The sequence below is a fragment of the Tenacibaculum gallaicum genome (assembly GCF_003387615.1).
Taxonomy (GTDB): Bacteria; Bacteroidota; Bacteroidia; order Flavobacteriales; family Flavobacteriaceae; genus Polaribacter; species Polaribacter gallaicus.
Genome location: NZ_QUNS01000006.1, coordinates 108,393 through 134,217, shown reverse-complemented (window position 1 = coordinate 134,217; position 25,825 = coordinate 108,393). Strand labels below are relative to the sequence as shown.

Here is a 25,825-nt window from a genome sequence, read left to right as displayed (position 1 = left end):
GTTAAAAAATAAATATAGTAACTTTGAATAACTGGACTAGTTCTTTTCATAGGACATCTTATTAGACATTATTTTTCTTACTTATTTCTTTTCCAAGTTCTTCTAGTGCTAAAAATGGATGGCTAGATATTCTTGCTGTTTTAGTCCAATTTCTCATAAAGTCAAAATACTTAATTATTTCTTGATTTTGATATATCCTCGTTATATAATATTGAACAGGATAAATATCTTTTAAGGTTAAAAGTCCATTTTTCCACATCAGTGCTAAGTTCGAATAATGTCTTAGTAGTTTGTCAATTTCTTTTTCTTCATCAGACCCGTGAAAATTTGATGTATACTTAAATTCATTATATTCTATTTGATAGAATGCCTTCTGAATTGTTTCATCGTCCATAAAAGAATGTAGAGTATCAGAAATTATTTTTGACCTTGCAACTTTATTATTAAGAAGTGATTGTCTAAGGTTAAGGATAAAGGCTAAAGACGCAACTAATACACTAATAACAGGTATTAGAACTATTAGGACTTTGAACCATTCTGGAAAATTTTTTACTAATTCAGCCATTTATTATTAATCGTTATTACCGTTCTTTTCAAGATTCGAAATATTACATTCAAAATTAGCTGTGATTTTCTCCATTATTTTAGGTAAATAAGGAATTATATCATCTAGGTTTGAATTTAGATTTAAGTTCGCAAAGTGATAGTTATTGATTTGATTAATTATATCTTCCTTTTCATTTTCTGATAATGCCATAAATGGGTCTTCAGTCAAATAGTTGTGATAATTAGATAAATGAATAAATGCACAACCAAATTTGTAAACATTTTGAGTCCATCCCCACAATTCGCTTGCAATATTGACCATATCTCTATCAGTAATTGGTTGCACTCTATTATTATGATTTACAAAAGTCCATTTATCTCCATTCAAAGTTTTTTGAATCAACAATTCTCTTTCCGAAATTTGAGGAATATTTAGTAAATAAATCACTCGAATCATTGAATCTAGTTCTTGTCTCAAAATGGAAAAACAATTTCCATAAAGTTTATCCCCAAATAAAACATCAAATGACTTTTTATTCTCGATAGACCTTGCTCTTAATATTTTACAAAATTTTTCTATGATTGTCATTTCCTAAATAATGCTCAACTAGTTTATATACGTAATAAAATTACTTATATATTCCTTTTACGGTAGGATATGCGGAACTTTTAGCAATTTTTTTAACACTTTCAAATATAAGGAAATAAGATAAAAAAGTGCATTTTTTTTATCGGACTATAAACGAAGCCTAATCGGGTCGCTTTTCCCTCCTCAGTAATAGAAGTAACTTTAAACAAGTTGACACACTTTACTGAATACTCCCAGACACTACGGCAGCACGGGTCGCTAATATCACGGCATGCTCCGTTGACACCACGGCATGGGTCGCTGATATCACGGCGTACTCCGAAGACACCGCGGCACGGGTCGCTGATATTACGGCATGCTCCGAAGACACTACGGCACGGGTCGCTGATACTACGGCGCGCTCCGAAGACACCACGGCACGGGTCGCTAATATCACGGCGTGCTCCGTTAACACCAAGGCACGGGTCGCTGATATCACGGCATGCTCCGTTAACACCAAGGCATGGGTCGCTGATATCACGGCGTGCTCCGAAGACACCACGGCACGGGTCGCTACTATCACGGCACGATTAGTTAATACTTTTCACTACTATGTTATTATTTTTTTCTTAGGATATAAGCTAAAGATATTTTCATTGTTTTTAGATGGTTCTTTTATAACTTCTTCAGTTTGGTCAAAAAGTTTTATCAATTTAATTGGTGTTTTGGTATTGTTTACAATTAGTTTATATGCATCATAAGTTACCGTTATACTCCTTTTTTGGCAGGATGTGCAGAAGTTCTTAGCAATGTTATTCTTCTTATTTTTTTAGCAAAAAGATTATGTTATATGTACTATCCAAATATTTTTTTAACAAAAAAACAACAACTTTTCTTGTTATTTAGAACATAATGTATACATTTGGCTCAATGTTAAATAACAAAAGACATATCATTTCTATTCCAGCTGTAACTACGGCTTCTTTTGTTGGCACAACAGCTACAATTATTATTACAACCCTTTAGGGGTTATTTTTCTACATATCATCATTCGTATATATTTATTTTTTCAAAAGACTTGAAAACAGATAAATAGCTTAAAAAATCTTATTTTTAATTTATTATTCATTTTAAAATGAACGTTTTAAAATTCGGTGGTTCTTCAGTAGCCAATCCACAAAATATAGAAAAAGTAGTAGAAATTATTACCAATGCGTCTGTAAATAGTCCACTTATTGTAGTGGTTTCTGCTTTTGGTAAAACAACAAATAAACTCATTGCATCCGCAGAACTAGCCGCCCAAAACAATACTAATTACCTTAAAAACTACCAAGAAGTTGAGTTAGTACATTTTGACGTAATTGAAAAATTAGTCCCTGAAAATCAGCAAGAAGAGGTTAAAACCTATATAGCATCGCTTTTTAAACAATTGAAAACCTTGTTAGAAGGTTGTTTATTATTAAACGAAATTACCCCTAAAACACTAGCTACCATTAGTGGTTTTGGCGAACTATTATCTTCATACATCATTGCAAGTATAGCCAGTAAAGAGCTGGATATCGTATATAAAGACAGTAGAAAGTTAATCATCACTTCCAATGCCTTTGATAAAGCACAAGTTGATTTTCAACTAACCAACGCTAATTGCAAGGAGTATTTTAAAAATAACGAACACCGAGTAACTTTGTTACCTGGGTTTATAGCTCGTACAAAAGAAGGGAAATCAACTACTTTAGGACGTGGAGGTTCTGATTATTCTGCTGCCATTTATGCGGCTGCTGTAAATGCTGATGAATTGCAAATATGGACAGATGTTAGTGGTATGTACACTGCAAACCCACATATGGTAAAGCAGGCATTTCCTATTCCACATATTTCGTATCAAGAGGCCATGGAATTGTCACATTTTGGAGCAAAAGTTATCTACCCTCCTACCATTCAACCAGTGTTGGAAAAGGAAATTCCCATTCGAATAAAAAACACGTTTGAACCAGAAAGTGTGGGTACTCTTATTTCAAAAATTACCGAAAACGGAAAACCAGTAAAAGGAATTTCTCATATCGAAAATATTACGCTATTAACCTTAGAAGGAAGTGGCATGGTGGGCGTTTCTGGCATTTCTAAACGCTTATTCGAAACGTTATCGACACATAATATCAATGTGGTATTAATTACGCAAGCTTCTTCTGAACACTCTATTTGTGTGGGGATTTATGATGAAGATGCAGAAAAAGCAACTTTAAAAATTAATGAAGCTTTTGCAGTAGAAATAGAACGCCATAAAATAGATCCGATTAGTATAGAGCAAGGCTTGGCAATTATCGCTTTAGTAGGTGATAATATGAGAAATCACCAAGGTTTGAGTGGACAAATGTTCAGTTCTTTAGGCAAAAACAACGTAAATATTCGTGCCATTGCCCAAGGTGCTTCAGAAAAAAACATTTCTGCTGTTATCAATAGTTCAGATGCCAAAAAAGCGTTAAATACCCTACACGAACAGTTCTTTGAAGAGAATGTTAAGCAATTAAACTTGTTTGTTACGGGTGTAGGAAATGTAGGAGAGCGATTTTTAGCGCAAATACATCAGCAGAAAAAATACTTAAAAGAACAGTTAAAACTGAATGTACGTGTTGTAGGGATTTCCAATTCTAAACAAATGGTCTTTGATGAAGATGGTATCAGCTTAAAATCATGGAAAAAACAATTACAAAACGGAGAAAAAAGTTCTTTAGAGCTTTTTTTCCAAAGAACAAAAGCGTTGAACCTTCGTAATTCAGTTTTTATTGACAATACGGCTAATCAAAAAGTTTCTGAAGTATATGAACACTATTTAGCCAACAATATTGGAGTGGTTACGTGCAATAAAATAGCCTGTGCTTCTGAACTCAACAATTATAAAAAGTTAAAACACATTTCACGAAAATACAGTGCACCATTTTTATTTGAAACCAATGTGGGTGCTGGTTTACCTATTATTGATACGCTTAAAAACTTAATTGCTTCTGGTGACAGAGTACATAAAATACAAGCGGTGTTATCGGGTTCTTTAAACTTTGTTTTCAATAATTTTAATGAGAATGTTTCTTTTCATGATGTTGTGCAACAAGCCCAAGAACAAGGATACACGGAACCAGATCCTAAAATTGATTTAAGCGGTGTAGATGTTGCCAGAAAAATATTGATTCTCGCTCGTGAAAGTGGTTATGAACTAGAACTTTCAGATATTGAAAACAATGCTTTTTTACCTAAAAAGAGTTTAGAAACTACCAATAATGATGATTTTTACGCTTCTTTGACTGAGTTTGAGGCACAATTTCAACAAGTATACAAAGAAGCTGCTGATAAAAATTGTCGCTTAAAATATGTCGCTGAATTTAACGATGGAAAAGCTAATGTGGGACTTCAGCATATTCCCTTTGACCATCCTTTTTACAATTTAGAAGGAAGTGACAATATCGTATTGTTTTTTACAGATAGATACCCTGTAAATCCACTACAAATAAAAGGAGCCGGTGCAGGTGCTGAAGTAACTGCTTCTGGAATTTTTGCTGATGTGATACGAATTGGAAATAATATATAAAAATGAACTATTTAAAAATATTTTCACCAGCAACCGTTGCCAATGTTTCCTGCGGATTTGATGCTTTAGGCTTAGCGCTCGAAACGGTTGGTGATACGATGACTTTTACCAAAACAATTACAAAAGGTGTTAAAATCACAAAAATAACTGGAGCTGATTTACCATCTGACCCACAAATAAATGCTGCGGGAGTGGTTGCGCTAGCGATGTTAGAAAAGCATCCAGTTGATTTTGGTATCGACATCACCATTCACAAAGGATATACTCCAGGAAGTGGTTTAGGAAGTAGTGCTGCCAGTGCTGCGGGAGCTGCGTTTGGTGTAAATCAGTTATTAGGAAATAGCTTCTCTCCTCTTGAATTGACTCAGTTTGCTATGCTAGGAGAAGAAGCCACTTGCGGAACTCCGATAGCTGATAATGTTTCTGCCGCTATTTATGGTGGTTTTACATTGGTACGTAGTTACAAACCTTTGAGTATTGTAAAGATTCCTGTACCTGCTGATTTAAGAGTGGTGGCTATCCATCCTCAAGTTGAAGTAAAAACCAAAGACGCTAGAGAGGTATTACCGAAAAAAGTTCCTTTAAAAGATGCGGTTACACAATGGGCGAATGTTGGCGGATTGATTAGTGGATTGTATACCAACGATTATCAATTAATCGCAGACTCTTTAACAGATATCATTGTTGAACCTGCTCGTAAACATCTGATTCCTCATTTTGATGAAGTGAAGCAACAAGCAATTAAAGCAGGAGCTTTAGGAGCAGGAATTTCAGGTTCGGGTCCAACTATTTTCACATTGTGTAAAGGAGATGCAACTGCCGAAAACATTTATAAAGCCATTCAAAACACGTATCAAGGCAAACAAATTGATTTTAACATGATTCTTTCAAAAATCAATACAGAAGGAATTAAAATTTTAGAAACTAACTAATATTAAATGTTCACTAAGCGTAGTCGAAGTGAAAAACAAACACGAAATTATGAACTATTATAGTCTCAATCATACATCACCTAACGTTAGCTTTGAAAAAGCTGTAGTAAACGGATTAGCTCCAGATAGAGGATTGTATTTCCCTGAAAACATAATTCCATTACCTAAAGAATTTATTGAAAACATTGATGAGTATTCTAATGAAGAAATTGCGTATGAAGCCATTAAACAATTTGTAGGTGATGAAATTCCGCAAGGCATTTTACAAAAAATCATTAAAGAAACCATCAATTTTGAGTTTCCTGTGGTATCTATTGAAGAAAATATCGGTACACTAGAATTATTTCACGGACCAACCATGGCTTTTAAGGATGTGGGAGCTCGTTTTATGGCTCGTTGCTTGGGGTACTTTAATCGCGATAAAAATCAACAAGTAACCGTATTGGCAGCTACTTCAGGCGATACTGGAGGTGCTGTTGCTAATGGATTTTTAGGAGTAAAAGGTGTAGATGTGGTCATCCTCTACCCTAGCGGAAAAGTAAGTGATATTCAAGAGAAGCAATTGACTACTTTAGGACAAAACATTACTGCTTTAGAGGTTGATGGTGTTTTTGATGATTGTCAAGATATGGTTAAAACTGCTTTTTTAGATGCTGAAATCAACCGTACGTTAACCTCAGCAAACTCTATTAATATTGCTCGTTGGTTACCCCAAATGTTTTACTTTTTCTTTGCCTATAAACAAGTTTATAAGCAACATAAAGAAGTAGTTTTTTCAGTACCTAGTGGAAATTTCGGGAATATTTGCGCAGGAATTATGGCGCAAAAACTAGGATTACCTATCAAACATTTTGTGGCTTCGACCAATGTAAATGATACAGTTCCTAATTATTTAGCAAGTGGTGAATATCACCCTAAACCATCTAAAGCAACCATTTCTAATGCCATGGATGTTGGGAATCCAAGTAATTTTATCAGGATACAAGAATTATTTGATAATGATTTAAATACTTTAAAATCAGTATTCTCTTCTTTTTCTTTTTCTGATGACGAAACTCGTGACACTATGAAGAACATCTATAAGAACTCAAGTTATATTGCCGATCCACACGGAGCTGTTGGGTATTTAGGTTTGAAAAAACACGAATTACAAAACGAGTATGGAATTTTCTTAGAAACAGCACATCCCGTAAAGTTTTTAGATGTTGTAGAAGAAGTTTTAAATGTAACTGTTGAAATTCCACCACAAATAGCATCTGTAATAGACAAACAAAAAGAAGCTATACAAATTAGTTCCTATCAAGAATTGAAAGATTTTTTAAATGCTTAACACAAAAAATGCCTCAAAAGTGAGGCATTTTAAATTTTATAAGGTTCATTTACAATTTGCCCTTTGCTTCTTGTAAGCCTTCTTTCATAACTTCGTCAAATTGAGAGTTTGGATAATCTTTTATACCTCTTTCAAAATACTTACTGGCATTATTATAATCCTTATACTTTAAATAAAACTGCCCCAGCCTGTTTTGCCAGTATGCGCTTTTATATCTATTGGTTTCTAAAACGTCTTTAAATTCTTCCATAAAAAAACTAAAGTATTTAAAGTTATCACGTTTCCATGCTAACCAAATCAATGCATTTTTTGTACTATTATCTATTTTTCCGTCACCATCAAAACGTTTAGCTCTTTCTTTGAAATAAGATTTTAGATAAGGGGTTCCTCCTGCTTTTTCATAGGCTTCAATACTCTCAAACACCAATGAATCGTAATTGTGATAATAATACATGATTCCTTTATACATAGCCAAATGCGGCATTGTTTCATGTACCTCATCATTAAACAGCTCATATTTCCAAAGTAAATTTTTAGGGTTGTGTTTTTTTAATATTCTATTAAACTCTTCTGTAGAATCAATATAATATATATCTCTTTTAGAGTTCGCTATGTATAAGTACACATGACTATCTGATTTAAAATTTTCAACTAGCTTTTCAGAAGCATAGCCTCCATCCGTTATAATTGCTCCTTGAAATAAGTCTTTTTCTTCTAAAATAAGCTTACTTATATAATATGCAGCAGCCTCCCAACCATAAATAACACGTTCGTTCGTAGTTCTAAACTTATCATCTATAAATTTGATTACTTCGTCTTTTAAAAAAGAGGTGAACTTTTGTCTCTCTCCATTAAATAATGTTCTTCTTAAAGGATTTTCATTTTTTATTCCTACAACAATCATTTCTGGAATTGCTCCTGGAGTTCTCAATGATTTCTGAATAGCAACACCATTGGTAAAAAACCATTGACCGTCTAAAATGTACAGAACTGGATATGCTTCTTTTGAAGTAGTATAGTTATCAGGTAAATAAACTTGAATCTCTCTATCTTGATTTAAAATAGTCGATTTAATAGTGTAATTAGCTCCTATAACAACCTTGTTTTCTTGTGTTTGAGAGAATGAATAAATGGAGTAAATTAAAGTTAGTAATAGCGTAATATATTTAGTCATTTGTAAAAGGTTTAAACTCAAATGTAAAAATATGATTGCCATATAATTAGCATTTGAGTCTTTTTATAATTTTTTTAACTAAAATTAAAAATTTTCTATATTATCTACTAAATTTTCATCATTCCTAGTACCATAGGGGTCTATAGCTATATAATTAGGTTTTTCATTTACTATAAACGAAACTTCAGTGAGCTCTTTGTTGATTTGTTTAGAAGCATAGTGTAACACAGTGCTGTTGTCTTTTACAAGTGATGGATGCGTTGTAAAAACTCCTATTTTAATTGGCTCATGAATTCCTATTTCTTTAGGTTCTCCGTTTTCTTGTGTTTCAACTCGTTTAGCTTTTATGGTTGCAGTAACTTCGTATGTATCATTGGGTAGTTTTTTGTATGAACTTTTTTCTACAGCCAAATCATAGGTAATTACTTTTTTAAACCAATCATCTATCAAATGATGATTTTCTTTAGGCGTTTCCTTATATATTTCTTCTAACAACTCAAGAGTATGTACTTTGGGAGAATTTTCAAATCGATGTCGGTCTGTAATAGTTTTTAATATTTTATTTACTTGCTTCTCTCCTATCAAATCTCTTAATGCCATGAATACGGTATATGCTTTTCCATATGATATATACCCTTCATCCTGTACTTTATAAATTGGTGGTTCTGGAGTTCCGCCAAAAGCTCTTCCAAAGAAATAACGCCTTCTTGCTGCTTCTGCTAATTCGTATAAAGCTCGTTTACCATACATTTTTTCTAGTACCATAGCTTCAGTATATTTCGCTAGCCCTTCTACAAATAAAGAACCTCCTGCAACAGGTTTGGCTGTTAATGTATGTCCCCACCATTGGTGCGCTACTTCATGAATTGTTCTTTTAGCGACTAAATTAAAGGTATTTTCATCACGAACATCTGACAAGTATAAACGATCTTCTGTCATACTAATAACCCCTGGATGTGCAAATCCACCAAACCCCCAATGTGAAGGAACTTCTGCGATTCGAACATGTTTAAAATTATACGTTCCAAAATTTTCTTGACAATATGCTAAGGTTTCTTTTGTACTTTTCTCTATTTCATCAATATTAAAATCGTGACTAGCGTTGTAATATTGTTCTATAGAGATTCCATTATATATTGCTTTTTTAGTTGTATATTTTGCAGAAAAATAGGCTACCATAGGTAATATTTTTCCTTTTGATTTGTAGTGGTAATAGTTTCTATCGTTTTCTGACCAAGTTTTAATTAAATCTCCTGAGCTTATGGCTATTTGGTCTTTATGTGTAGAAACAACTGTTTCAAAACGCACTTTTTCAATTTTAATATCTTCTAAGGCTATATGCACATCTGAGTTATCATCCTCATCTCTTTCTGGTAATCCTCTTTTTTTACGTTCTGTTTTATCCAAAATTTCAAATCCAGAAGCATACCCTATAATAGGCTCAAAATTCCTAAAAGTTATATAAGTACCGTTGTTAACAATACTTTTGTCTTCTTCATATCCTTTTAGTTCTTTTTCTATAACAAAAGTATAAGCTACAGAATCGTTGGGTTGTAGTTTTTCTTTAAATTCAAATACATATGCTCCATGTATGGTATCTTTCGTAGTCAAACGAGTATTTTTTATATGAATACGCTTTACAGGGATTCGTTCGGTTATTAGTAGTTTGGACACTGCTTCATTACTCGTATTTTTTAAAATGTAATTTGCTTTGATTGTATATTTTCTCTCTTTTGGAAAAATAGCTACCTCTGTTTTTTGTGAAATTGGATAAGGCTTTTCTAATACTTGATATTGCTTATACATGCGTTCATAATTTTCGCTAAAATTTAAGTTATCATTATCAGTTTGATAATCACCAACAAAATTGGTATTGTAAAAGACCAAACTTGCCGTACCAACAGCTACGGAAAAGAAAGTTAAAAACAATACCTTTTCGCTTAAATTACATCCTTGTTTTAGTTGCTCTACTTTATACGAAAAACCTTTTACCATTCCCCTGTTCCATATCTTAAATGCTAATAAAATTAATAGCGCTCCTATACTTAGCCAGTACAATCCTAAATGATTAAATAACTTAGCATTATTGGCATAGGCATTCATACCATTAAAAGTTACTCTAGGCATAAAACCGATGCTTGTTAAAGGATGTGCTAACCCTAAAAGGTTTGCTTTCATACTTACCATAACTAACAAACCAAAAGCTCCCATTCCTATATACTTACTTTTAGCTATACTGTTTATAAATATGGCTAACATAGCATATGTAACTAATTGCAAACCGTAATAGTAAAACACTGATGCATACATGCCTAAATTTATATTTGTGAAACCTAAACTTATTTGAAAAGCTATGCACATAAGTACTCCTGATGTAATTAACAACATAGGTAACAGGGATAAACTGATAAATTTAGCCGTAAAAAGAACCCAATTTTTTACTGGAGTAGCTCCTATGATTAAATTAAAATTCACACTATGCTCTCTCCATACAATCTCAGAACCGTAAAAAATTAGTAGTATGAGTCCAAAAAGTGTTAGCGGGCTTGTTATTAATTCTATTAATTGGTTAGTTAAAGGATATATACTTACTCCATATTCACTTCCTTCAACAACAGTTGCATACAGCTCTGAAAAAACAATTATCAGCCACATCACTACAATTACTAAAAAAGGCAAGCTTTTAAATACGCTCTTTAGCTCTAATCGTATTAGAGATAACAATGATGTTATTTGCGCTTTTACACCGTATGTTCCATCTATAGGTTTATAAGGTATGAGTTGTTTATCCTTATTGCTTATTTCTTTTTCTTTCTTTACTTTTTTTGTGATCTTTCTAAAAGAAAAACTTCTATACGTTAGTAACAGTATCCCTATAGAAAGTACTACCCAGATTAATCTATTCAATAAAAACAAACCTGAAAAAGAAAGTAACTGTGTGTTTTTTTGATAAGCAGTCCAATATTGGGTTTGTTCAAAAAAAGCGGCTACTCCAAAAGAGTCTACAATTGCTGCTACAGACATCATTTCTGGTGATGCTGGAACAGATTGTGCTAATAATGGTGAGTTTAAAAAGATAGAACTCACAAAATATAACATGTAAATAAATACAGCACTTGCATAGGTAGCAATACTATTCTTGGTAAGCGTACTTACAGAGAATATTAAAGAAGTACAGATAAAAATATTAGGTAACACTAAATACAACCATGGTTGTAGATAATTCAATAAATTAAAAGCTCCTAACCTTTCAGTATCTAAACCAGAAAAATAGTTTCCAAAAATATACCCAATAACAAAAGGAGAAAAAGCTACGACACTAAAGATTAAAGTCCCTAAAAAACGACTCCAAAAGTAATGATGCTTTGTTATAGGCGAACTATAAATTAAGCTTTCCATGTTGTGTTGCTTATCTCTTATGATAGCTGTTACTGCAAAAAACATGGTAATAAAAACACTACCTAATGTAAAAAGGCCTGTATGAAAATACACTTGATAAACGGAATTAAAGTTTACCGATGTAGGTGCATAACCTTGACTTCCTGTAAAATATCCTAAACCTAAAAATAAGACTGCAAATATTGGGAAAGCTCTTTGTTTTAACTGATAGTAAATTTCAAATTGTAATAATTTCTTAAACATAGATTAGGCGTTTTTTTGATGAAATAATGTAGCGAAGTAGTAGTCTTCTAAGTTTGGATTGATTTTTTCAAATCCATTAGATAAAGTGGTTTCTGAGAAGACTCTTATTTGTGTTTCTCCTGATACTAATTTGGTTGAAATAACATCATAGGCCTTTTTGTAATGTTCAATATCACTTTTAGCAATAATTTTAGTCCAAATGCTATCTTGTATACCGGCTACTAATTCTCTTGGATTTCCTTGAGAAATAATCTGCCCTTCTGATAGAATTGCCATTTTAGTACATAAGTTTCTAACGTCTTCTACTATGTGAGTAGATAAAATAACAATTACGTTCTCTCCTATTTCACTTAAAAGGTTTAAAAATCGATTGCTTTCCTCAGGGTCTAATCCTGCTGTTGGTTCATCAACAATAATTAGTTTTGGATTTGCTAATAAAGCTTGAGCAATTCCAAAACGCTGCCGCATTCCTCCTGAAAATGTATGTACCGATTTCTTCCTGTGCTGATATAAGTTTACTTGCTGCAATAAAGAGGTCACTTGGTTGTTACGCATTGTATTGTTTGTAACTCCCTTCAAAATAGCTAAATGGTCTAACAATTTTTCAGCTGATATTTTAGGGTACACACCAAACTCTTGTGGTAAATAACCCAAATCTTTTCTTATTTCATGAGGGGTATTAATAATATCGTAGTCATTAAATACAATTTTTCCAGAAGAAGGCTCTTGTAAAGAAGCTATGGTACGCATTAAAGAAGATTTTCCTGCTCCGTTAGCACCTAACAAACCAAACATTCCGTTTGAAATATTTAAATTTATTCCGTTTAGTGCTTTAACTCCGTTAGAATATGTCTTGGTAAGGTTTGTTATAGTTAATGTATTCATATGAGATTCGTTTTTTTGTTTACAACAAATCTCTAGTATCTTCCCTTCCGTAAAAATTAAAAATGATATACCTTGGTATTTTTAGCATACATAGTACTCATTTAATTGCTAACCTATGTTCGACTAAAAAAACTACTTATTGGTATTAAAAACAATAGTGTTTGTCAATATAATTGTGAGAACAGTTTTACATGAGTAATTTTGGTGTATGATTGATTTTTTAAAGAAGTACAACGCCTTTTTTATCGGATTTATAATTGTAGTCCCAATATTCGTTTTATTGGACTATCTCAATTTAATAAATATTCCGAGAGACCAACCAGGTGAAGTTATTGTGATTACTGTCTTTTGGGCATTAGTTATAGGCTTGCCTTTACATAATTATCAATACTTAAAAAGGAAAAAGAAAGCTGTAATAGGTATTACTACTCTGTTTGTATTGCTTTTTATTACAGTCTTGATTGATTCTTTTATGAAACTCCCAGACAACCCTATCACCTTCATTTTATTAATAGTATTTTGGTGTGGACTTGCCTATTTTTTAGTGCCTAACTTCATAAAAAAATATTGGAAATTTATAGCTCTTCTATATACACCGTTACTCTTATACTTTTTTTATCTACGATTATTTTCTGGTGATTTAGAAGCTTATTTAAAAGTTAAGCAAGAAACACCTTTCTACATTTTTTTCTTACCCATTCCAATCTTCTTCTTTCTTTGGATTTTTGAGCAATGGAAATGGGTACAAGAGTTAAAAAAAGAAAAATCTAATACAGAATTATCACTCTTAAAAACACAAATGAATCCTCATTTTTTCTTTAATACGCTCAACAACCTGTATGCATTAACGGTAAAAAACTCCCCACAAGCACCAGAAGTTATCTTAAAACTATCTGACATGATGCGCTATACTATTTATGATGGAGAAAAGGAACGAGTGAAAATTTCAGAAGAAATAGAATACCTGAAAAATTACATCGAATTACATAAAATACGATATAAAAAAACAGTAGAAATTACCTTTAATCATGACACTGATACTAATTTAACTGTCCCTCCATTACTCTATATCATCTTGCTTGAAAATGCTTTTAAACATGGTATAGAAACACTTACAAAAAACGCTTTCATACACATTAACCTGTATGAAGATACTGATTACATTTACTTTGAAATAGAAAATAATTTTGATCCTAACGAAAGAAATAGCACTGGTGGAATTGGTTTACAAAACTTAAAAAGAAGGCTATCTTTGTTGTACAATCAACAGCACGAATTAATTATTGATTCTAAGAATAATATCTACAAAACACTGTTAAAAACTCCTAAGCATGCTTAAATATATAATTATTGATGATGAACCTTTAGCGCATGAAATCATTACCGAGTTTTGCAGCATGCTACCGCATGTACAATTAGAAAAAAGTTGTTACAATGCTATGGAAGCTATGCAGTTTTTAAATGAAAACACCGTTGATTTTATGTTTTTGGATATAAACATGCCTAAGCTAAAAGGTTTAGACTTTTTAAAAACATTATCCAATCCACCAAAAACCATTATCACAACTGCTTATAAGGAATATGCTATTGAGGGGTTTGAATTAAATGTTGTAGATTATCTTTTAAAACCTTTTAGTTTTGACCGTTTGGTAAAAGCCGTTAATAAAGTATCTGATATATCATCAGAAAAAATCATTCACAAAGAAATAATAAACACAAATCAAACAAATACTCGACTTTTTATCAAAGGAGACAAAAAACACCATCAAATTGATTTAAGTGATTTGTTATTTATAGAAGCTTACGGAAACTATACGAAGCTATTTTTAGCCGATGAAATGATTGTAAGCCACGAAAAGATTTCTCATTATGAATCGATATTAGATACTACTCTCTTTTTAAGAGTACATAAATCATTTATTGTTGCTATTGATAAAATAAAGTTTATAGAAGGTAATCGTATCATTATCCACGAACATAAAGTACCCATTGGTCAAACCTATAAAAGCACCGTTGGTAAACTCTACAATTAGGAGTAATTTTATTTTTCATTTATCTCTTTTATTTTCATAGATTTATGCATCATCAAAACTAACTACATGCATATATCTTCAAAAGTTACGCGCCTTTTTGATTTTCCATACCACCAATTACAAAACTATCCGCAACAAGATTGCTTAGTTTCTAAAGAGAATGATGAATGGAAAAGTATTTCTACTAAAAAATATATTGAAGATGCTAACATCATAAGTAAAGCTTTATTAAATCTTGGAGTGAACCCTGGAGATAAAATAGCAGTAATTACTTCTGTAAATCAACCAAAATGGCATTTGCTAGATATTGGAGTTATGCAAATTGGTGCAGTAAACGTTCCTTTATATCCTACTTTTTCAGAAAAAGATTACGCTTATATCTTAAACCATTCCGATAGTATGTATTGTTTTGTTTCTGATGATGAACTCTACCAAAAAGTAATCAAAGTTCAAGGGCAAACACAGCTTAAAAAAGTATTTACTTTTGAAGAACTAGAGACAAACTATGGATGGAACTCTTTCCTAAGCCTTGGTAAAGATGAAACCCATCAAACAACAGTGAATGAATTAAAAGAAACTATAAAACCATCTGACTTAGCTACAATTATCTATACCTCGGGTACTACTGGAACTCCAAAAGGGGTTATGCTTTCACACCATAACATTGTTAGTAATGTTTTTGCTGTTGGTAAAAGGCTCAATTTACAAGGCAATCAAAAAAGAGTAATAAGCTATTTACCCATTTGTCACATTTTTGAACGTGCGGCTTCATACTATTGTCAATACATGGGCTTTGAAATTCATTTCGCAGAAAGCATAGAAAAGGTTGGAGAGAGTTTACGTGAAATAAAACCTCACTTTATGGCTGTAGTTCCTCGGTTGTTAGAAAAAATTTTTGATAAAATCGTTGATAAAGGAAGTAACCTAACTGGAATAAAAAAACGATTGTTCTTCTGGGCATTGCAATTAGGTGAACAATACAAACCTTATAAAGAAAATGGTTGGTGGTATGAGTTCAAACTTTCCATAGCGCGGAAACTTATTTTTTCTAAATGGAAAGAAGCCCTAGGAGGTCAATTAGAATTTATGCTGGCGGGAAGTGCTCCAACACAAGCTAGATTAGTAAGAATATTTACAGCAGCAGGAATACCTGTTTATGAAGGTTATGGACTTACCGAGACCTCGCCCGCTATCTCTGTTACTGATATGCGCAACAACGGTTTTAAAATAGGAACTGTTGGAAAGATAATTGAAAATGTAACTGTAAAAATAGCTAAAGATGGAGAAATCTTAGTTAACGGTCCAAACGTAATGATAGGCTATTACAAGTCTCCGGAAAAAACTAGTGAGTCAATTGTAGATAACTACTTTCATACAGGAGATATTGGAGAACTAGATAATGAGGGCTTTTTAAAGATTACGGATAGAAAAAAAGAAATCTTCAAAACCTCTGGAGGGAAATACATAGCTCCTGCTATTTTAGAAAGTGAGCTAAAAAAATCTCGTTTTATAGAACAAGTTATGGTGATAGGTGAAGGAGAAAAAATGCCCGCTGCACTTATTCAAATAGCTTCAGAGTTTGTTCAAGAATGGTCGAAAAGACACAATCATACAATAACGGATATTACTTCCGACGAAAAACTAATCGAACGAATTCAAAAAGAAATCAACTTTTGTAACGAAAAGTTTGGTAAATGGGAACAAATAAAGCGTTTTGAAATTACCCCTGATGAATGGACTATAAATTCGGGGCATTTAACTCCGACATTGAAAATGAGACGAAAAATTATCTTAGAAAAATATAATAGTTTATACCAAAAAATATATAATCCTCAATAAATCAACCAGTAAACTACAACTTGTGCAATCGGGGTATTTTTCATACTTTGCAAAGCCCAAAAATTTGAACATATGTCGATTGAAATTACTCGTTTATTTGACTTTCCTTATTATCAACAAGAAAAATATAATTTAGAAAAAGCATTTATCACTAAATACAATGGTGAATGGCAATCTATATCAACAAACGAATATATAAAAAAAGCCAACGCTATAAGTAGAGGTTTATTACGATTAGGAGTACAACCTAATGATAAAGTTGCTGTAATTTCAACTAACAATAGAACTGAATGGAATATTTGTGATATTGGAATATTACAAACAGGAGCTCAAAACGTTCCAATCTATCCAACTATTTCCAAAGAAGACTACGAATATATCTTAAATCATTCTGAAGCGACTTATTGTTTTGTTTCAGATGAAACCATCTTAGAAAAGCTAAACCAAATAAAAGGAAATACAAAGCTTAAAGGAATTTTTACTTTTGATGACATCCAAGGAGAAAAAAGCTGGCAAGAAATTTTAACCTTAGGTGAAGATGACAGCAATCAAAATGAAGTTGAAGAGCGTAAAAATGCTATTACAACTGACGATTTAGCCACCTTAATTTATACTTCTGGAACAACAGGACGTCCTAAAGGAGTTATGTTAAGTCATAAAAATGTAGTTTCAAATGTATTAAGCAGTGAAAAACGTGTTCCGTTAGAATACGGTCAAGGTAGAGCTCTAAGCTTCTTACCTGTTTGTCACATTTTTGAACGTATGATTTTGTATTTATATCAATACTGTGGTATTTCTATTTATTTTGCTGAAGCTATTGATAAATTAAGTGAAAATGCGCAAGAAATAAAACCTCATGTAATGACTGCTGTACCTAGGCTTTATGAAAAAATCTATGATAAAATATATGCTAAGGGGGCTGAATTAACAGGAGTTAAAAAGAAATTATTCTTTTGGGCTATAGAATTAGGTTTACAATACGAACCATACGGAGCTAATGGCTGGTGGTACGAAAAGAAACTAAGCATTGCTCGCAAACTTATTTTCTCTAAATGGCAAGCTGCTTTAGGTGGAGAATTAAAAATAATGGTTTCAGGTTCTGCCGCATTACAACCACGTTTAACTAGGGTATTTACAGCTGCTGGAATGCCTGTAATGGAAGGGTATGGTCTTACTGAAACTTCTCCTGTAATTGCTGTAAATGATATGCGCGATGGTGGCTTCAAATTAGGGACTGTAGGTAGGCTTATTGATGGTGTTGAGGTTAAAATTGCCGATACTGGAGAAATTCTAGTAAAAGGTCCAAACGTAATGCAAGGGTATTACAAAGATCCTGAAAAAACTGCTGAAGCATTACAAAACGGATATTTCCACACAGGTGATAAAGGTGAATTATGTGAAGATGGATTCTTAAAAATTACAGGACGTACCAAAGAAATGTTTAAAACTTCAGGTGGTAAATATATTATTCCACCATTGTTAGAAGGGCAATTAAAACAATCTCGCTTTATAGAACAAGTGATGGTTATTGGTGAAGGAGAAAAAATGGCTTCAGCTTTTATTCAACCAAACTTCGAGTTTGTACGTGAATGGGCGCAAAGACATAATGTTACTTTAGGTGACAATAAAGATTTAGTAAGTAATCCTAAAGTAATAGAACGTATTCAGGAAGAAGTAGATTATGCCAACACTAAATTTGGAAAATGGGAAACTATTAAAAAGTTTGAATTAACCCCAGAAGAATGGTCTATTGATAGTGGTCACCTTACTCCTACTATGAAAATGAAACGAAAAATAATAAAAGATATTTACAAAGACTTATACGATAAGATTTACAGACAGTAATCGTTTAAAGTGTTGTGAAAGCAACACTTTTTTCTTTTTAACATGACAAAACTCATTTCTTTTTCTTCGGATATTTCTAACATTGAATTACCTAAAAAATTCGATTATCCTTATAATTATTATCCTCATATCCTAGCCCAAATAGCTGCTGAAGAATTACAAGAGTATTTAACAAACCAAAATCACTTTTCTCACAACTTCGGAATCAAAACCCCTGAGGATGCAGAAGTACTTGGAAAAATGTTTGGAGTTTTGATTGTACAACAACAAGATGGAACCTTAGGGTATTTAGCTGCTTTTTCAGGAAAATTAGCTGATAGTACACAACACCAACATTTTGTTCCGCCAGTATTTGATGTGTTAGATACAAACGAATTCTACCTTAAAACAGAAGAACAACTTAATGAGTTAACTCATAAAATAGTAAGCTTAGAAAATGCTTCTGAATTTACTGAAGTGAAGAAAGTATATCAAAAAACAAAACAGCTATACGAAAAGCTTTTAGCTGATGAACAATCAAAAATTAAACAACGGAGAAAACTTAGAAAAAAACTAGGACAACAAAACAATCAGCTAAATATAAATGAAGAGTTTTACTTACGCGAATACGAAGTGTATTTAAACGATAAAATAGCTCCACTAAAAAAAACATATCATACAAAACAACAGCAAGTTGATCAGCTAAAAGAGCAACGTGCAAATCTTTCAGCTTGGACTCAGCAAGAGATATTCAAAAAGTATGCTTTTCTTAACTATCAAGGAGAAAGTCAAAACCTTTTAGCTATTTTTAAAGACACTACACAAAATATTCCTGCAGGTGCAGGTGACTGTTGTGCTCCTAAGTTACTTCAATACGCGTATAAACACCAATTAAAGCCTGTTTGTATGGCTGAGTTTTGGTGGGGTAAACCTTTGCTAACTTCCATCAGAAAACATCAAAACTATTATCCTGCATGTACTGGTAAGTGTAAACCTATTTTAACACACATGCTACAAGGAGTAACGGTAAAAGAAAACCCGTTAGTTGCTCAATTAAAAGAAGAAAAAGAGATTTCAGTTATTTATGAGGATGTAGATTTATTAGTCATAAACAAACCACATGAGTTATTATCAGTTGCTGGAAAAGAAATAAAAGACTCCGTGTTTAGCCGTATTCAAAAGTTATATCCAAATGCTACTGGACCTTTGGTTGTACATCGTTTAGATATGTCAACCTCTGGAATACTATTAATAGCAAAAAATGAAGACACTTATAAAGCTCTACAGGTACAATTCATTAATAAAACTGTACAAAAACGTTACGTAGCTTTATTAGAAGGTGTTTTAAAAGATAAAAAAGGGATTATTGAGTTACCACTAAGAGTAAATCTAAACGATCGTCCTAAACAGCTTGTATGTTATCAACATGGAAAAAAAGCGTTGACTCAATGGGAAACCGTTGAAGTTTTAAACAACAAAACGAAAGTACACTTCTATCCTGTAACAGGGCGCACCCATCAGTTACGTGTACATGCTGCACATCATTTAGGATTAAACACTCCTATTATAGGTGATGATCTATACGGAAAGAAAGCAGATAGGTTGTACTTACATGCTGAAAAAATCACATTTGTACATCCTACTTCAAAAAAACAAGTCAGTTTTACTTCTCCTGTTCCTTTTTAGCTATTCTACGTATTTTGTCTTTTTAAGTGTACTTAAAATGATAAACGAGGCTAAAAAGAAAATTGCTAAACACAACACACTCCATTGCATAGAACCTGTAATCCAATTTAATGTTCCATATACAGCTGTTCCTAAAACAATGGCTATTTTTTCAGTAACATCATAAAAACTAAAATACGTAGCATGATCTTCTGTTTCTGGTAATAATTTAGAATAGGTAGAACGTGTTAAAGTTTGTATAGCTCCTTGTACAAACCCTAATAAACCTCCTAGTCCGTAGAAATAAACAGCTACATGTTCTTGTGATTTATCTAACATAAAAGCACAAAAACATACTAACATCCATACTACAATAGTTACTTTTAGAGCTGTAATGTTTCCCCATTTTTCTGAAAGTCTTGAAAATAAAATAGCTCCTATAATCGCAACGATTTGCACCAATAAAATAGTAATAATCAAACTCGTAGGAGGCAATCCTAATTCTGAAGAACCAAAAATAGCCGCCATTAAAATAATAGTTTGTACACTAATACTTAATAAGAAGAAAGAAATTAAAAAACGTTTTAAAGTTGGGTAGTTCATTAACTCTTTAATCACTACTTGTAATTCTTTATAACCTTTCCATATATAGTCTTTTTCAGGTTTTTTGTTATATACATTTCCTGGTAAACGCTTAAAGGTTACTTGAGCAAATCCTAACCACCATAAACCGACCATAACAAAAGAAATTCTAGATGCCATTCCTGCACTAATACCTAAAGTTTCAGGAAACATAATCATAGCTAAGTTTATTAATAGTAAAATAATAGAACCAATATACCCATACACAAAACCTTTAGCACTAGCTCTATCTTGTTGTTCTGGATGCGCTACCTCAGGCAAATAAGCATTATAAAATACCAAACTCGCCCAAAAACCTATACTTGCTAAAACTGTAAATAAAATTCCTATCCATACGGTATCTATTCCTTCAAAGAAATACAAACTCATTACCGATAATGCTCCTAGTGTACAGAAAAACTTCATAAATTTTTTCTTACTTCCCGTATAATCTGCAATACCCGATAAAATTGGAGAGATAAAAGCTACTACTAAAAACGAAAATGATAAAGCATAACTATATAAACTATCTGGGTGCTCCCAATCCATTCCTAAAAAACTTACAATTTTCCCTTCAGTTACCCCACTGTAATACAACGGAAAAACTGCTGTACTAATTACCAATGAATATACTGAGTTGGCCCAATCGTAAAATGCCCATCCGTTAATTAACTTCTTATCTCCTATTTTGTACATATAAATTCTAATAAAAAAACCGCTCATATAACATGAACGGTTTGCAATATACTATAATTTATCAATCTTATTTACTCGTAGGCACGTTGTATTTTGCTGCTAATTTTTTAGCCTCAGGTAAAAAATTTCTTAACGTTTGAATACGAGTTTGGTTAGACGGGTGTGTACTCATAAACTCTGGTGGAGCTCCTCCTCCTGAACGTTGACTCATTCGTACCCATACTTCAGCAGCTTCTTCTCCTTTATATCCTGCCATAATCATAAAAACCAATCCTAATTTATCAGCTTCAGTTTCGTGATTTCTACTAAATGGTAACATTACTCCTACTTGCGTACCTAATCCATATGCCATATTCCACATTTCAGCATTTTCATTGTTTTGAGTACCTAAAGCTAAAGCTACTCCACCTAATTGTTGTAATTGACCTGTAGACATACGTTCTTGTCCATGTTTTGCAAATGCGTGAGCTACCTCGTGCCCCATAACAGCTGCAATTCCATCTTCATTAGCACAAATTGGTAAAATTCCTGTATAAAAAACTACCTTTCCTCCAGGTAAACACCATGCATTTACCGTTTTATCTTCAACTAAATTAAACTCCCATCTATAAGCATCTGCTTCAGTTTTCATACCATTAGCTCTCATAAAACGATCTACAGCTGTAGAAATATTCTTCCCTACTCGTTTAATTTGATTTGTTTTAGCACTATTAGTAGATAATTTATTTTCTTCTAAAAACCCTTTGTATTGTGCAAAACTAGCTGGTAAAATTTGAGCATCGTTTACAAAATTTAATCTTTTTCTTCCCGTAATTGGCACTGTGCTGCACTCTACTAAAAAAGCAGCTAAAAATGTTAGGGCTATAATTTTTTTCATTATTTAATAGTTTAAAGTTCTATATTCTTGGTTGTATCTTTTATGACACAAAATTAACTTATTTGTCACAAACTTGATAATATATTATGTCTTTAAAGCTACAAATTCTATCTTTATCTTAAAAACTAATTCATGAATTTTACGCATTCAAAAACAGCTGTACCAAGTATTAAAATTCCTAAACCTGTTATTCTTTCTGTTAAAACTTTACAGTTTATATCTACCAATAAAGCTGCAAAATTTAGTGCTAGACTTTTTACAACTCCTGTTAATTTTTCTATTCCTAAAAGAGAAAAAGTAATGTTAGAGAGTGCTCAAAAAAAAACAATAAATGTGCCATCCATTTCAAGAGATATTGAAGTACTATCATATGGTTATTCAACTAAAAAAGTATTATGGGTACATGGTTGGGCAGGAAGAAGCACTCAATTATATATGATTGCTGATAAATTATTAGAAAAAGGTTATATGGTTATTTCGTTTGACGGACCCGCACATGGAAAATCTACAGGAAAAACTACTGAAATGCCTGAGTTTTTAGAAACCATTACTGAACTTAACAAACAGTTTGGGCCATTTGACGCTGCCATAGGACATTCTTTTGGTGGGGTATGTTTGTATAATGCTCTTGCTGAAGATTTTGCTGTAAACAAGTTGGTAACTGTTGGTGCTGCGGATAAAATATCAGATGTTATTTTAAACTTCACTAAGAATTTACAAGTAAAACCTATCATAGCTCGCAAAATGAAGCATTTTTTTGATAAAAAATGGCAACGAGATATTGATACACACTCTTCAAGCGTTCAAGCTAAAAGTATAAAAATACCTACTCTGGTAGTTCATGATTCATTTGATGGCGATGTTGATGTAAGTTGTGCAATAGCAATACGTCAAAACTTACAGAATGGAAAACTTTTAATTACGGAAGGGTTAGGACACACCAGAATTCTTCGTAATCCAAAAGTAGCTTCCAAAATTGTTGACTTTATAATTCAAGAACCATGAGAAAATTAATTATTTTATTCCTTTTAATAGTAACATTTAGTACTACTGCAAATGCTCAAAACAAGAAAAAATATACAGTAAGCAAAACTAATAGTGAGTGGAAACAGTTATTAACCCCAAAACAATATTTTGTACTTAGAAAATCAGGTACTGAACGCCCTAACTCAAGTCCATTAAATTATAATAAGAAAAAAGGAGTTTATGCTTGTGCTGCCTGTAAAACTCCACTATATAAATCGGAACACAAATACGATTCAGGTAGTGGTTGGCCATCTTTTGATAGAGCTATTAAAGGAAATGTTGAACTAGATACAGATTATAAACTAGGATATGCTCGAACAGAGTTAAAATGCAATACTTGTGGTGGACATCTAGGACATTCTTTTAACGATGGACCTAAAGAAACTACAGGTAAACGTCACTGTATTAATGGAGTTGCTTTGGAGTTTATTCCAAAAAAATAATATACCATGCAAAACTCTTACTTAGATAGTATAAAAAAACAAATAACCTACTATAAAAGTTTAGGAGATAAAACCTTTGATCAACTCACACAAGAAGAACTTTTTTATCAATACAATAAAGAAAGTAACTCTATAGCTGTAATAGCTAAGCATATTGCTGGTAATATGTTATCACGTTGGACCAACTTTTTTACTGAAGATGGAGAAAAATTATGGAGAAATAGAGATGATGAATTTGTAAACACCTTTACAACCAAAGAAGAAATGATTGCTTATTGGGAAAAAGGATGGAACTGTTTCTTAAACACTATCAACTCTTTAAAAGAAGACGACTTAGAGAAAATCATCTACATAAGAAACCAAGGACATACAGTAACCGAAGCAATTAATCGTCAAATTTGCCACTACCCATACCATATTGGTCAAATTGTATTTTTAAGTAAAATGGTACAAAACGAAAACTGGACCCCCTTGTCCATTCCTAAAAATGCTTCAAAAAACTATAACAAAGAAAAATTTAGCGAAGAAAAAAGCCGCAAACATTTTACGGATGATCTGTAGCTTCCTCCCCTATCAATACCGATAAGAAAACTACAAAAAAAGGGTGTTATCCTTACTTCTTATAAAAAATTACACACTTTTATACTATTTAAGCGAAAAAATCTGCTAACAAATTGCTAAAAACTAACAACTAATAGCTAAATTTGTGCCTCTAAAAAATGAAGCCGATACATGTTTAATAATTTAAGCGAAAAGTTAGATAAAGCGTTACATACGCTGAAAGGACACGGAAAAATTACCGAAGTTAACGTTGCGGAAACTCTAAAAGAAGTTCGTAGAGCTTTATTAGATGCCGATGTTAACTTTAAAATAGCTAAGAATTTTACCAAAACAGTTAAAGAAAAAGCCTTAGGTCAAGACGTATTAACAACGTTAAATCCTGGGCAATTAATGGTAAAATTGGTTAAGGATGAATTAACCGAATTAATGGGAGGTGATACCGTTGGTATTAACTTAGGAGGTTCACCTACTGTTATTTTAATGTCTGGTTTACAAGGTTCGGGTAAAACAACCTTTTCTGGTAAATTAGCTAACTACCTTAAAACTAAAAAAAGCAAACAAGTTTTATTAGTAGGATGTGATGTATATCGTCCTGCTGCAATCAATCAGTTACGCGTTGTTGGAGAACAAATTGGTGTTGAGGTATATGCTGAAGAAGGAAATCAAAATCCGGTAGAAATTTCTCAAAATGCTATTAAGCATGCAAAAGCAAACGGTAAAAATGTGGTGATTATTGATACCGCGGGTCGTTTAGCTGTTGATGAAGAAATGATGACGGAGATTTCTAACATCCACAAAGCAGTAACTCCACAAGAAACCTTATTTGTAGTAGATTCTATGACAGGGCAAGATGCTGTAAATACAGCAAAAGCCTTTAACGATGTGTTGAATTTTGACGGAGTTATACTAACCAAATTAGATGGTGATACACGAGGTGGTGCTGCAATATCAATTAAATCGGTAGTAAATAAACCGATTAAATTTATAGGTACGGGTGAAAAAATGGATGCAATTGATGTATTCCACCCAAGCCGTATGGCAGATCGTATTTTAGGAATGGGAGACGTTGTTTCGTTAGTTGAGCGTGCCCAAGAACAATACGACGAAGACGAAGCTAGAAAATTACAAAAGAAGATTGCTAAAAATCAGTTTGGTTTTGATGACTTTTTAAGTCAAATTCAACAAATCAAAAAGATGGGTAGCATGAAAGATTTAGTTGGAATGATTCCTGGTGCTGGTAAAGCAATGAAAGATGTTGACATTGACGATGATGCTTTTAAAGGTATTGAAGCTATTATACACTCCATGACTCCAGTAGAAAGGACTAGCCCTTCCATGATTAATGCGAGTCGCAAAAAACGAATTGCAAAAGGTTCCGGAACTTCGGTACAAGAAGTTAACCAATTGATGAAGCAATTTAATCAGATGAGTAAGATGATGAAGATGATGCAAGGCGGAGGCGGAAGAAAAATGATGCAAATGATGAAAGGCATGAAATAAAATAAAAAAAGATAGGCTGCTGCCTGTCTTTTTTTATTTAGTTTACAGTGCCAAAATAAACAGTATTCAGTAAACTGTATTTA

At 32.6% G+C, this 25,825-nt stretch carries 19 protein-coding genes; 12 read left to right on the top strand and 7 right to left on the bottom strand.

Annotation, left to right across the window (positions count from 1 at the left end):
* Positions 1-61 precede the first annotated feature (61 nt).
* Both C7448_RS11820 and C7448_RS11815 read right to left on the bottom strand, forming a co-directional pair.
* Positions 62-565, bottom strand: a complete 504-nt coding sequence (locus C7448_RS11820) for a hypothetical protein (protein ID WP_115901594.1) — start codon at positions 563-565, stop codon at positions 62-64.
* 6 nt (positions 566-571) lie between these two features.
* Positions 572-1,024, bottom strand: a complete 453-nt coding sequence (locus C7448_RS11815) for a hypothetical protein (RefSeq protein ID WP_147300530.1) — start codon at positions 1,022-1,024, stop codon at positions 572-574.
* Positions 1,025-2,249: 1,225 nt separating this feature from the next.
* On the opposite strand from C7448_RS11815, the gene thrA reads away from it, so the two are divergent.
* Genes thrA through thrC form a run of 3 tightly spaced genes read left to right on the top strand, consistent with a single transcriptional unit; the run spans position 2,250 to position 6,956 of the window.
* Positions 2,250-4,694 carry a bifunctional aspartate kinase/homoserine dehydrogenase I gene (gene thrA / locus C7448_RS11810; protein ID WP_115901592.1) on the top strand — a complete coding sequence of 815 codons (2,445 nt, stop codon included), beginning with the start codon at positions 2,250-2,252 and terminating at the stop codon, positions 4,692-4,694.
* Positions 4,695-4,696: 2 nt separating this feature from the next.
* Positions 4,697-5,626: a homoserine kinase gene (locus C7448_RS11805; protein ID WP_115901591.1), complete on the top strand. Its 930-nt coding sequence runs from the start codon at positions 4,697-4,699 to the stop codon at positions 5,624-5,626.
* Between the two features lie 49 nt (positions 5,627-5,675).
* Complete coding sequence (thrC, locus tag C7448_RS11800) at positions 5,676-6,956, top strand: threonine synthase (protein ID WP_115901590.1); 1,281 nt, start codon at positions 5,676-5,678, stop codon at positions 6,954-6,956.
* A 49-nt stretch (positions 6,957-7,005) separates the two neighbouring features.
* On the opposite strand, the gene C7448_RS11795 is transcribed toward thrC, so the two are convergent.
* The 3 genes from C7448_RS11795 to C7448_RS11785 all read right to left on the bottom strand — a co-directional run bounded on the left by C7448_RS11795 (position 7,006) and on the right by C7448_RS11785 (position 12,657).
* Positions 7,006-8,130, bottom strand: coding sequence for an alpha/beta hydrolase-fold protein (locus C7448_RS11795; RefSeq protein ID WP_115901589.1), 1,125 nt, complete (start codon positions 8,128-8,130; stop codon positions 7,006-7,008).
* An 84-nt stretch (positions 8,131-8,214) separates the two neighbouring features.
* Complete coding sequence (locus C7448_RS11790) at positions 8,215-11,772, bottom strand: ABC transporter permease/M1 family aminopeptidase (RefSeq protein ID WP_115901588.1); 3,558 nt, start codon at positions 11,770-11,772, stop codon at positions 8,215-8,217.
* A 3-nt stretch (positions 11,773-11,775) separates the two neighbouring features.
* Positions 11,776-12,657 (bottom strand): ABC transporter ATP-binding protein, encoded by an 882-nt coding sequence (locus C7448_RS11785; protein ID WP_115901587.1) that lies wholly within the window; start codon positions 12,655-12,657, stop codon positions 11,776-11,778.
* 208 nt (positions 12,658-12,865) lie between these two features.
* Here C7448_RS11785 and C7448_RS11780 point away from each other — a divergent pair, with 208 nt between their 5' ends.
* The 5 genes from C7448_RS11780 (at position 12,866) to C7448_RS11760 (ending at position 20,039) form a co-directional block, all read left to right on the top strand.
* The gene (locus C7448_RS11780) at positions 12,866-13,996 is read left to right on the top strand and encodes a sensor histidine kinase (protein WP_115901586.1); all 1,131 of its coding nucleotides are present in this window, start codon (positions 12,866-12,868) and stop codon (positions 13,994-13,996) included.
* The gene (locus C7448_RS11775) at positions 13,989-14,690 is read left to right on the top strand and encodes a LytR/AlgR family response regulator transcription factor (protein ID WP_115901585.1); all 702 of its coding nucleotides are present in this window, start codon (positions 13,989-13,991) and stop codon (positions 14,688-14,690) included. Before C7448_RS11780 ends, C7448_RS11775 begins: the two co-directional genes overlap by 8 nt.
* A 66-nt stretch (positions 14,691-14,756) precedes the next feature.
* Positions 14,757-16,529: an AMP-dependent synthetase/ligase gene (locus C7448_RS11770; RefSeq protein WP_115901584.1), complete on the top strand. Its 1,773-nt coding sequence runs from the start codon at positions 14,757-14,759 to the stop codon at positions 16,527-16,529.
* A gap of 72 nt (positions 16,530-16,601) precedes the next feature.
* A complete protein-coding gene (locus C7448_RS11765) occupies positions 16,602-18,374 on the top strand; it encodes an AMP-dependent synthetase/ligase (protein WP_115901583.1) in 1,773 nt (590 codons plus the stop codon).
* A 42-nt stretch (positions 18,375-18,416) separates the two neighbouring features.
* Positions 18,417-20,039 carry an RluA family pseudouridine synthase gene (locus C7448_RS11760; RefSeq protein WP_115901582.1) on the top strand — a complete coding sequence of 541 codons (1,623 nt, stop codon included), beginning with the start codon at positions 18,417-18,419 and terminating at the stop codon, positions 20,037-20,039.
* Here the strand turns inward: C7448_RS11760 and C7448_RS11755 are convergent, their stop codons facing one another.
* Together C7448_RS11755 and C7448_RS11750 are read right to left on the bottom strand one after the other, a co-directional pair.
* Positions 20,040-21,335: an MFS transporter gene (locus C7448_RS11755; RefSeq protein WP_115901581.1), complete on the bottom strand. Its 1,296-nt coding sequence runs from the start codon at positions 21,333-21,335 to the stop codon at positions 20,040-20,042. It lies immediately after the preceding gene.
* Positions 21,336-21,402: 67 nt separating this feature from the next.
* Complete coding sequence (locus C7448_RS11750; protein ID WP_115901580.1) at positions 21,403-22,212, bottom strand: M48 family metallopeptidase; 810 nt, start codon at positions 22,210-22,212, stop codon at positions 21,403-21,405.
* Positions 22,213-22,344: 132 nt separating this feature from the next.
* Between C7448_RS11750 and C7448_RS11745 the strand changes: the two genes are divergently transcribed.
* From C7448_RS11745 to ffh, 4 genes are all read left to right on the top strand, one after another.
* Complete coding sequence (locus tag C7448_RS11745; RefSeq protein WP_115901579.1) at positions 22,345-23,217, top strand: alpha/beta hydrolase; 873 nt, start codon at positions 22,345-22,347, stop codon at positions 23,215-23,217.
* Positions 23,214-23,681 carry a peptide-methionine (R)-S-oxide reductase MsrB gene (gene msrB, locus C7448_RS11740; RefSeq protein ID WP_115901578.1) on the top strand — a complete coding sequence of 156 codons (468 nt, stop codon included), beginning with the start codon at positions 23,214-23,216 and terminating at the stop codon, positions 23,679-23,681. The genes C7448_RS11745 and msrB overlap by 4 nt, the downstream gene beginning before the upstream one ends.
* Before the next feature lie 6 nt (positions 23,682-23,687).
* On the top strand, positions 23,688-24,242 hold the full coding sequence (locus C7448_RS11735) for a DUF1572 family protein (RefSeq protein ID WP_115901577.1): 555 nt from the start codon (positions 23,688-23,690) through the stop codon (positions 24,240-24,242).
* 171 nt (positions 24,243-24,413) lie between these two features.
* Complete coding sequence (ffh, locus tag C7448_RS11730; protein WP_115901576.1) at positions 24,414-25,742, top strand: signal recognition particle protein; 1,329 nt, start codon at positions 24,414-24,416, stop codon at positions 25,740-25,742.
* The last annotated feature ends 83 nt before the right edge of the window (positions 25,743-25,825 follow it).

Bases quoted from the DNA above. Each gene is read 5' to 3' on its own strand.
- C7448_RS11820 (WP_115901594.1), bottom strand. From the start codon at position 565: ATGGCTGAATTAGTAAAAAATTTTCCAGAATGGTTCAAAGTCCTAATA.
- thrA (WP_115901592.1), top strand. From the start codon at position 2,250: ATGAACGTTTTAAAATTCGGTGGTTCTTCAGTAGCCAATCCACAAAAT.
- C7448_RS11805 (WP_115901591.1), top strand. From the start codon at position 4,697: ATGAACTATTTAAAAATATTTTCACCAGCAACCGTTGCCAATGTTTCC.
- thrC (WP_115901590.1), top strand. From the start codon at position 5,676: ATGAACTATTATAGTCTCAATCATACATCACCTAACGTTAGCTTTGAA.
- C7448_RS11795 (WP_115901589.1), bottom strand. From the start codon at position 8,130: ATGACTAAATATATTACGCTATTACTAACTTTAATTTACTCCATTTAT.
- C7448_RS11790 (WP_115901588.1), bottom strand. From the start codon at position 11,772: ATGTTTAAGAAATTATTACAATTTGAAATTTACTATCAGTTAAAACAA.
- C7448_RS11785 (WP_115901587.1), bottom strand. From the start codon at position 12,657: ATGAATACATTAACTATAACAAACCTTACCAAGACATATTCTAACGGA.
- C7448_RS11780 (WP_115901586.1), top strand. From the start codon at position 12,866: ATGATTGATTTTTTAAAGAAGTACAACGCCTTTTTTATCGGATTTATA.
- C7448_RS11775 (WP_115901585.1), top strand. From the start codon at position 13,989: ATGCTTAAATATATAATTATTGATGATGAACCTTTAGCGCATGAAATC.
- C7448_RS11770 (WP_115901584.1), top strand. From the start codon at position 14,757: ATGCATATATCTTCAAAAGTTACGCGCCTTTTTGATTTTCCATACCAC.
- C7448_RS11765 (WP_115901583.1), top strand. From the start codon at position 16,602: ATGTCGATTGAAATTACTCGTTTATTTGACTTTCCTTATTATCAACAA.
- C7448_RS11760 (WP_115901582.1), top strand. From the start codon at position 18,417: ATGACAAAACTCATTTCTTTTTCTTCGGATATTTCTAACATTGAATTA.
- C7448_RS11755 (WP_115901581.1), bottom strand. From the start codon at position 21,335: ATGTACAAAATAGGAGATAAGAAGTTAATTAACGGATGGGCATTTTAC.
- C7448_RS11750 (WP_115901580.1), bottom strand. From the start codon at position 22,212: ATGAAAAAAATTATAGCCCTAACATTTTTAGCTGCTTTTTTAGTAGAG.
- C7448_RS11745 (WP_115901579.1), top strand. From the start codon at position 22,345: ATGAATTTTACGCATTCAAAAACAGCTGTACCAAGTATTAAAATTCCT.
- msrB (WP_115901578.1), top strand. From the start codon at position 23,214: ATGAGAAAATTAATTATTTTATTCCTTTTAATAGTAACATTTAGTACT.
- C7448_RS11735 (WP_115901577.1), top strand. From the start codon at position 23,688: ATGCAAAACTCTTACTTAGATAGTATAAAAAAACAAATAACCTACTAT.
- ffh (WP_115901576.1), top strand. From the start codon at position 24,414: ATGTTTAATAATTTAAGCGAAAAGTTAGATAAAGCGTTACATACGCTG.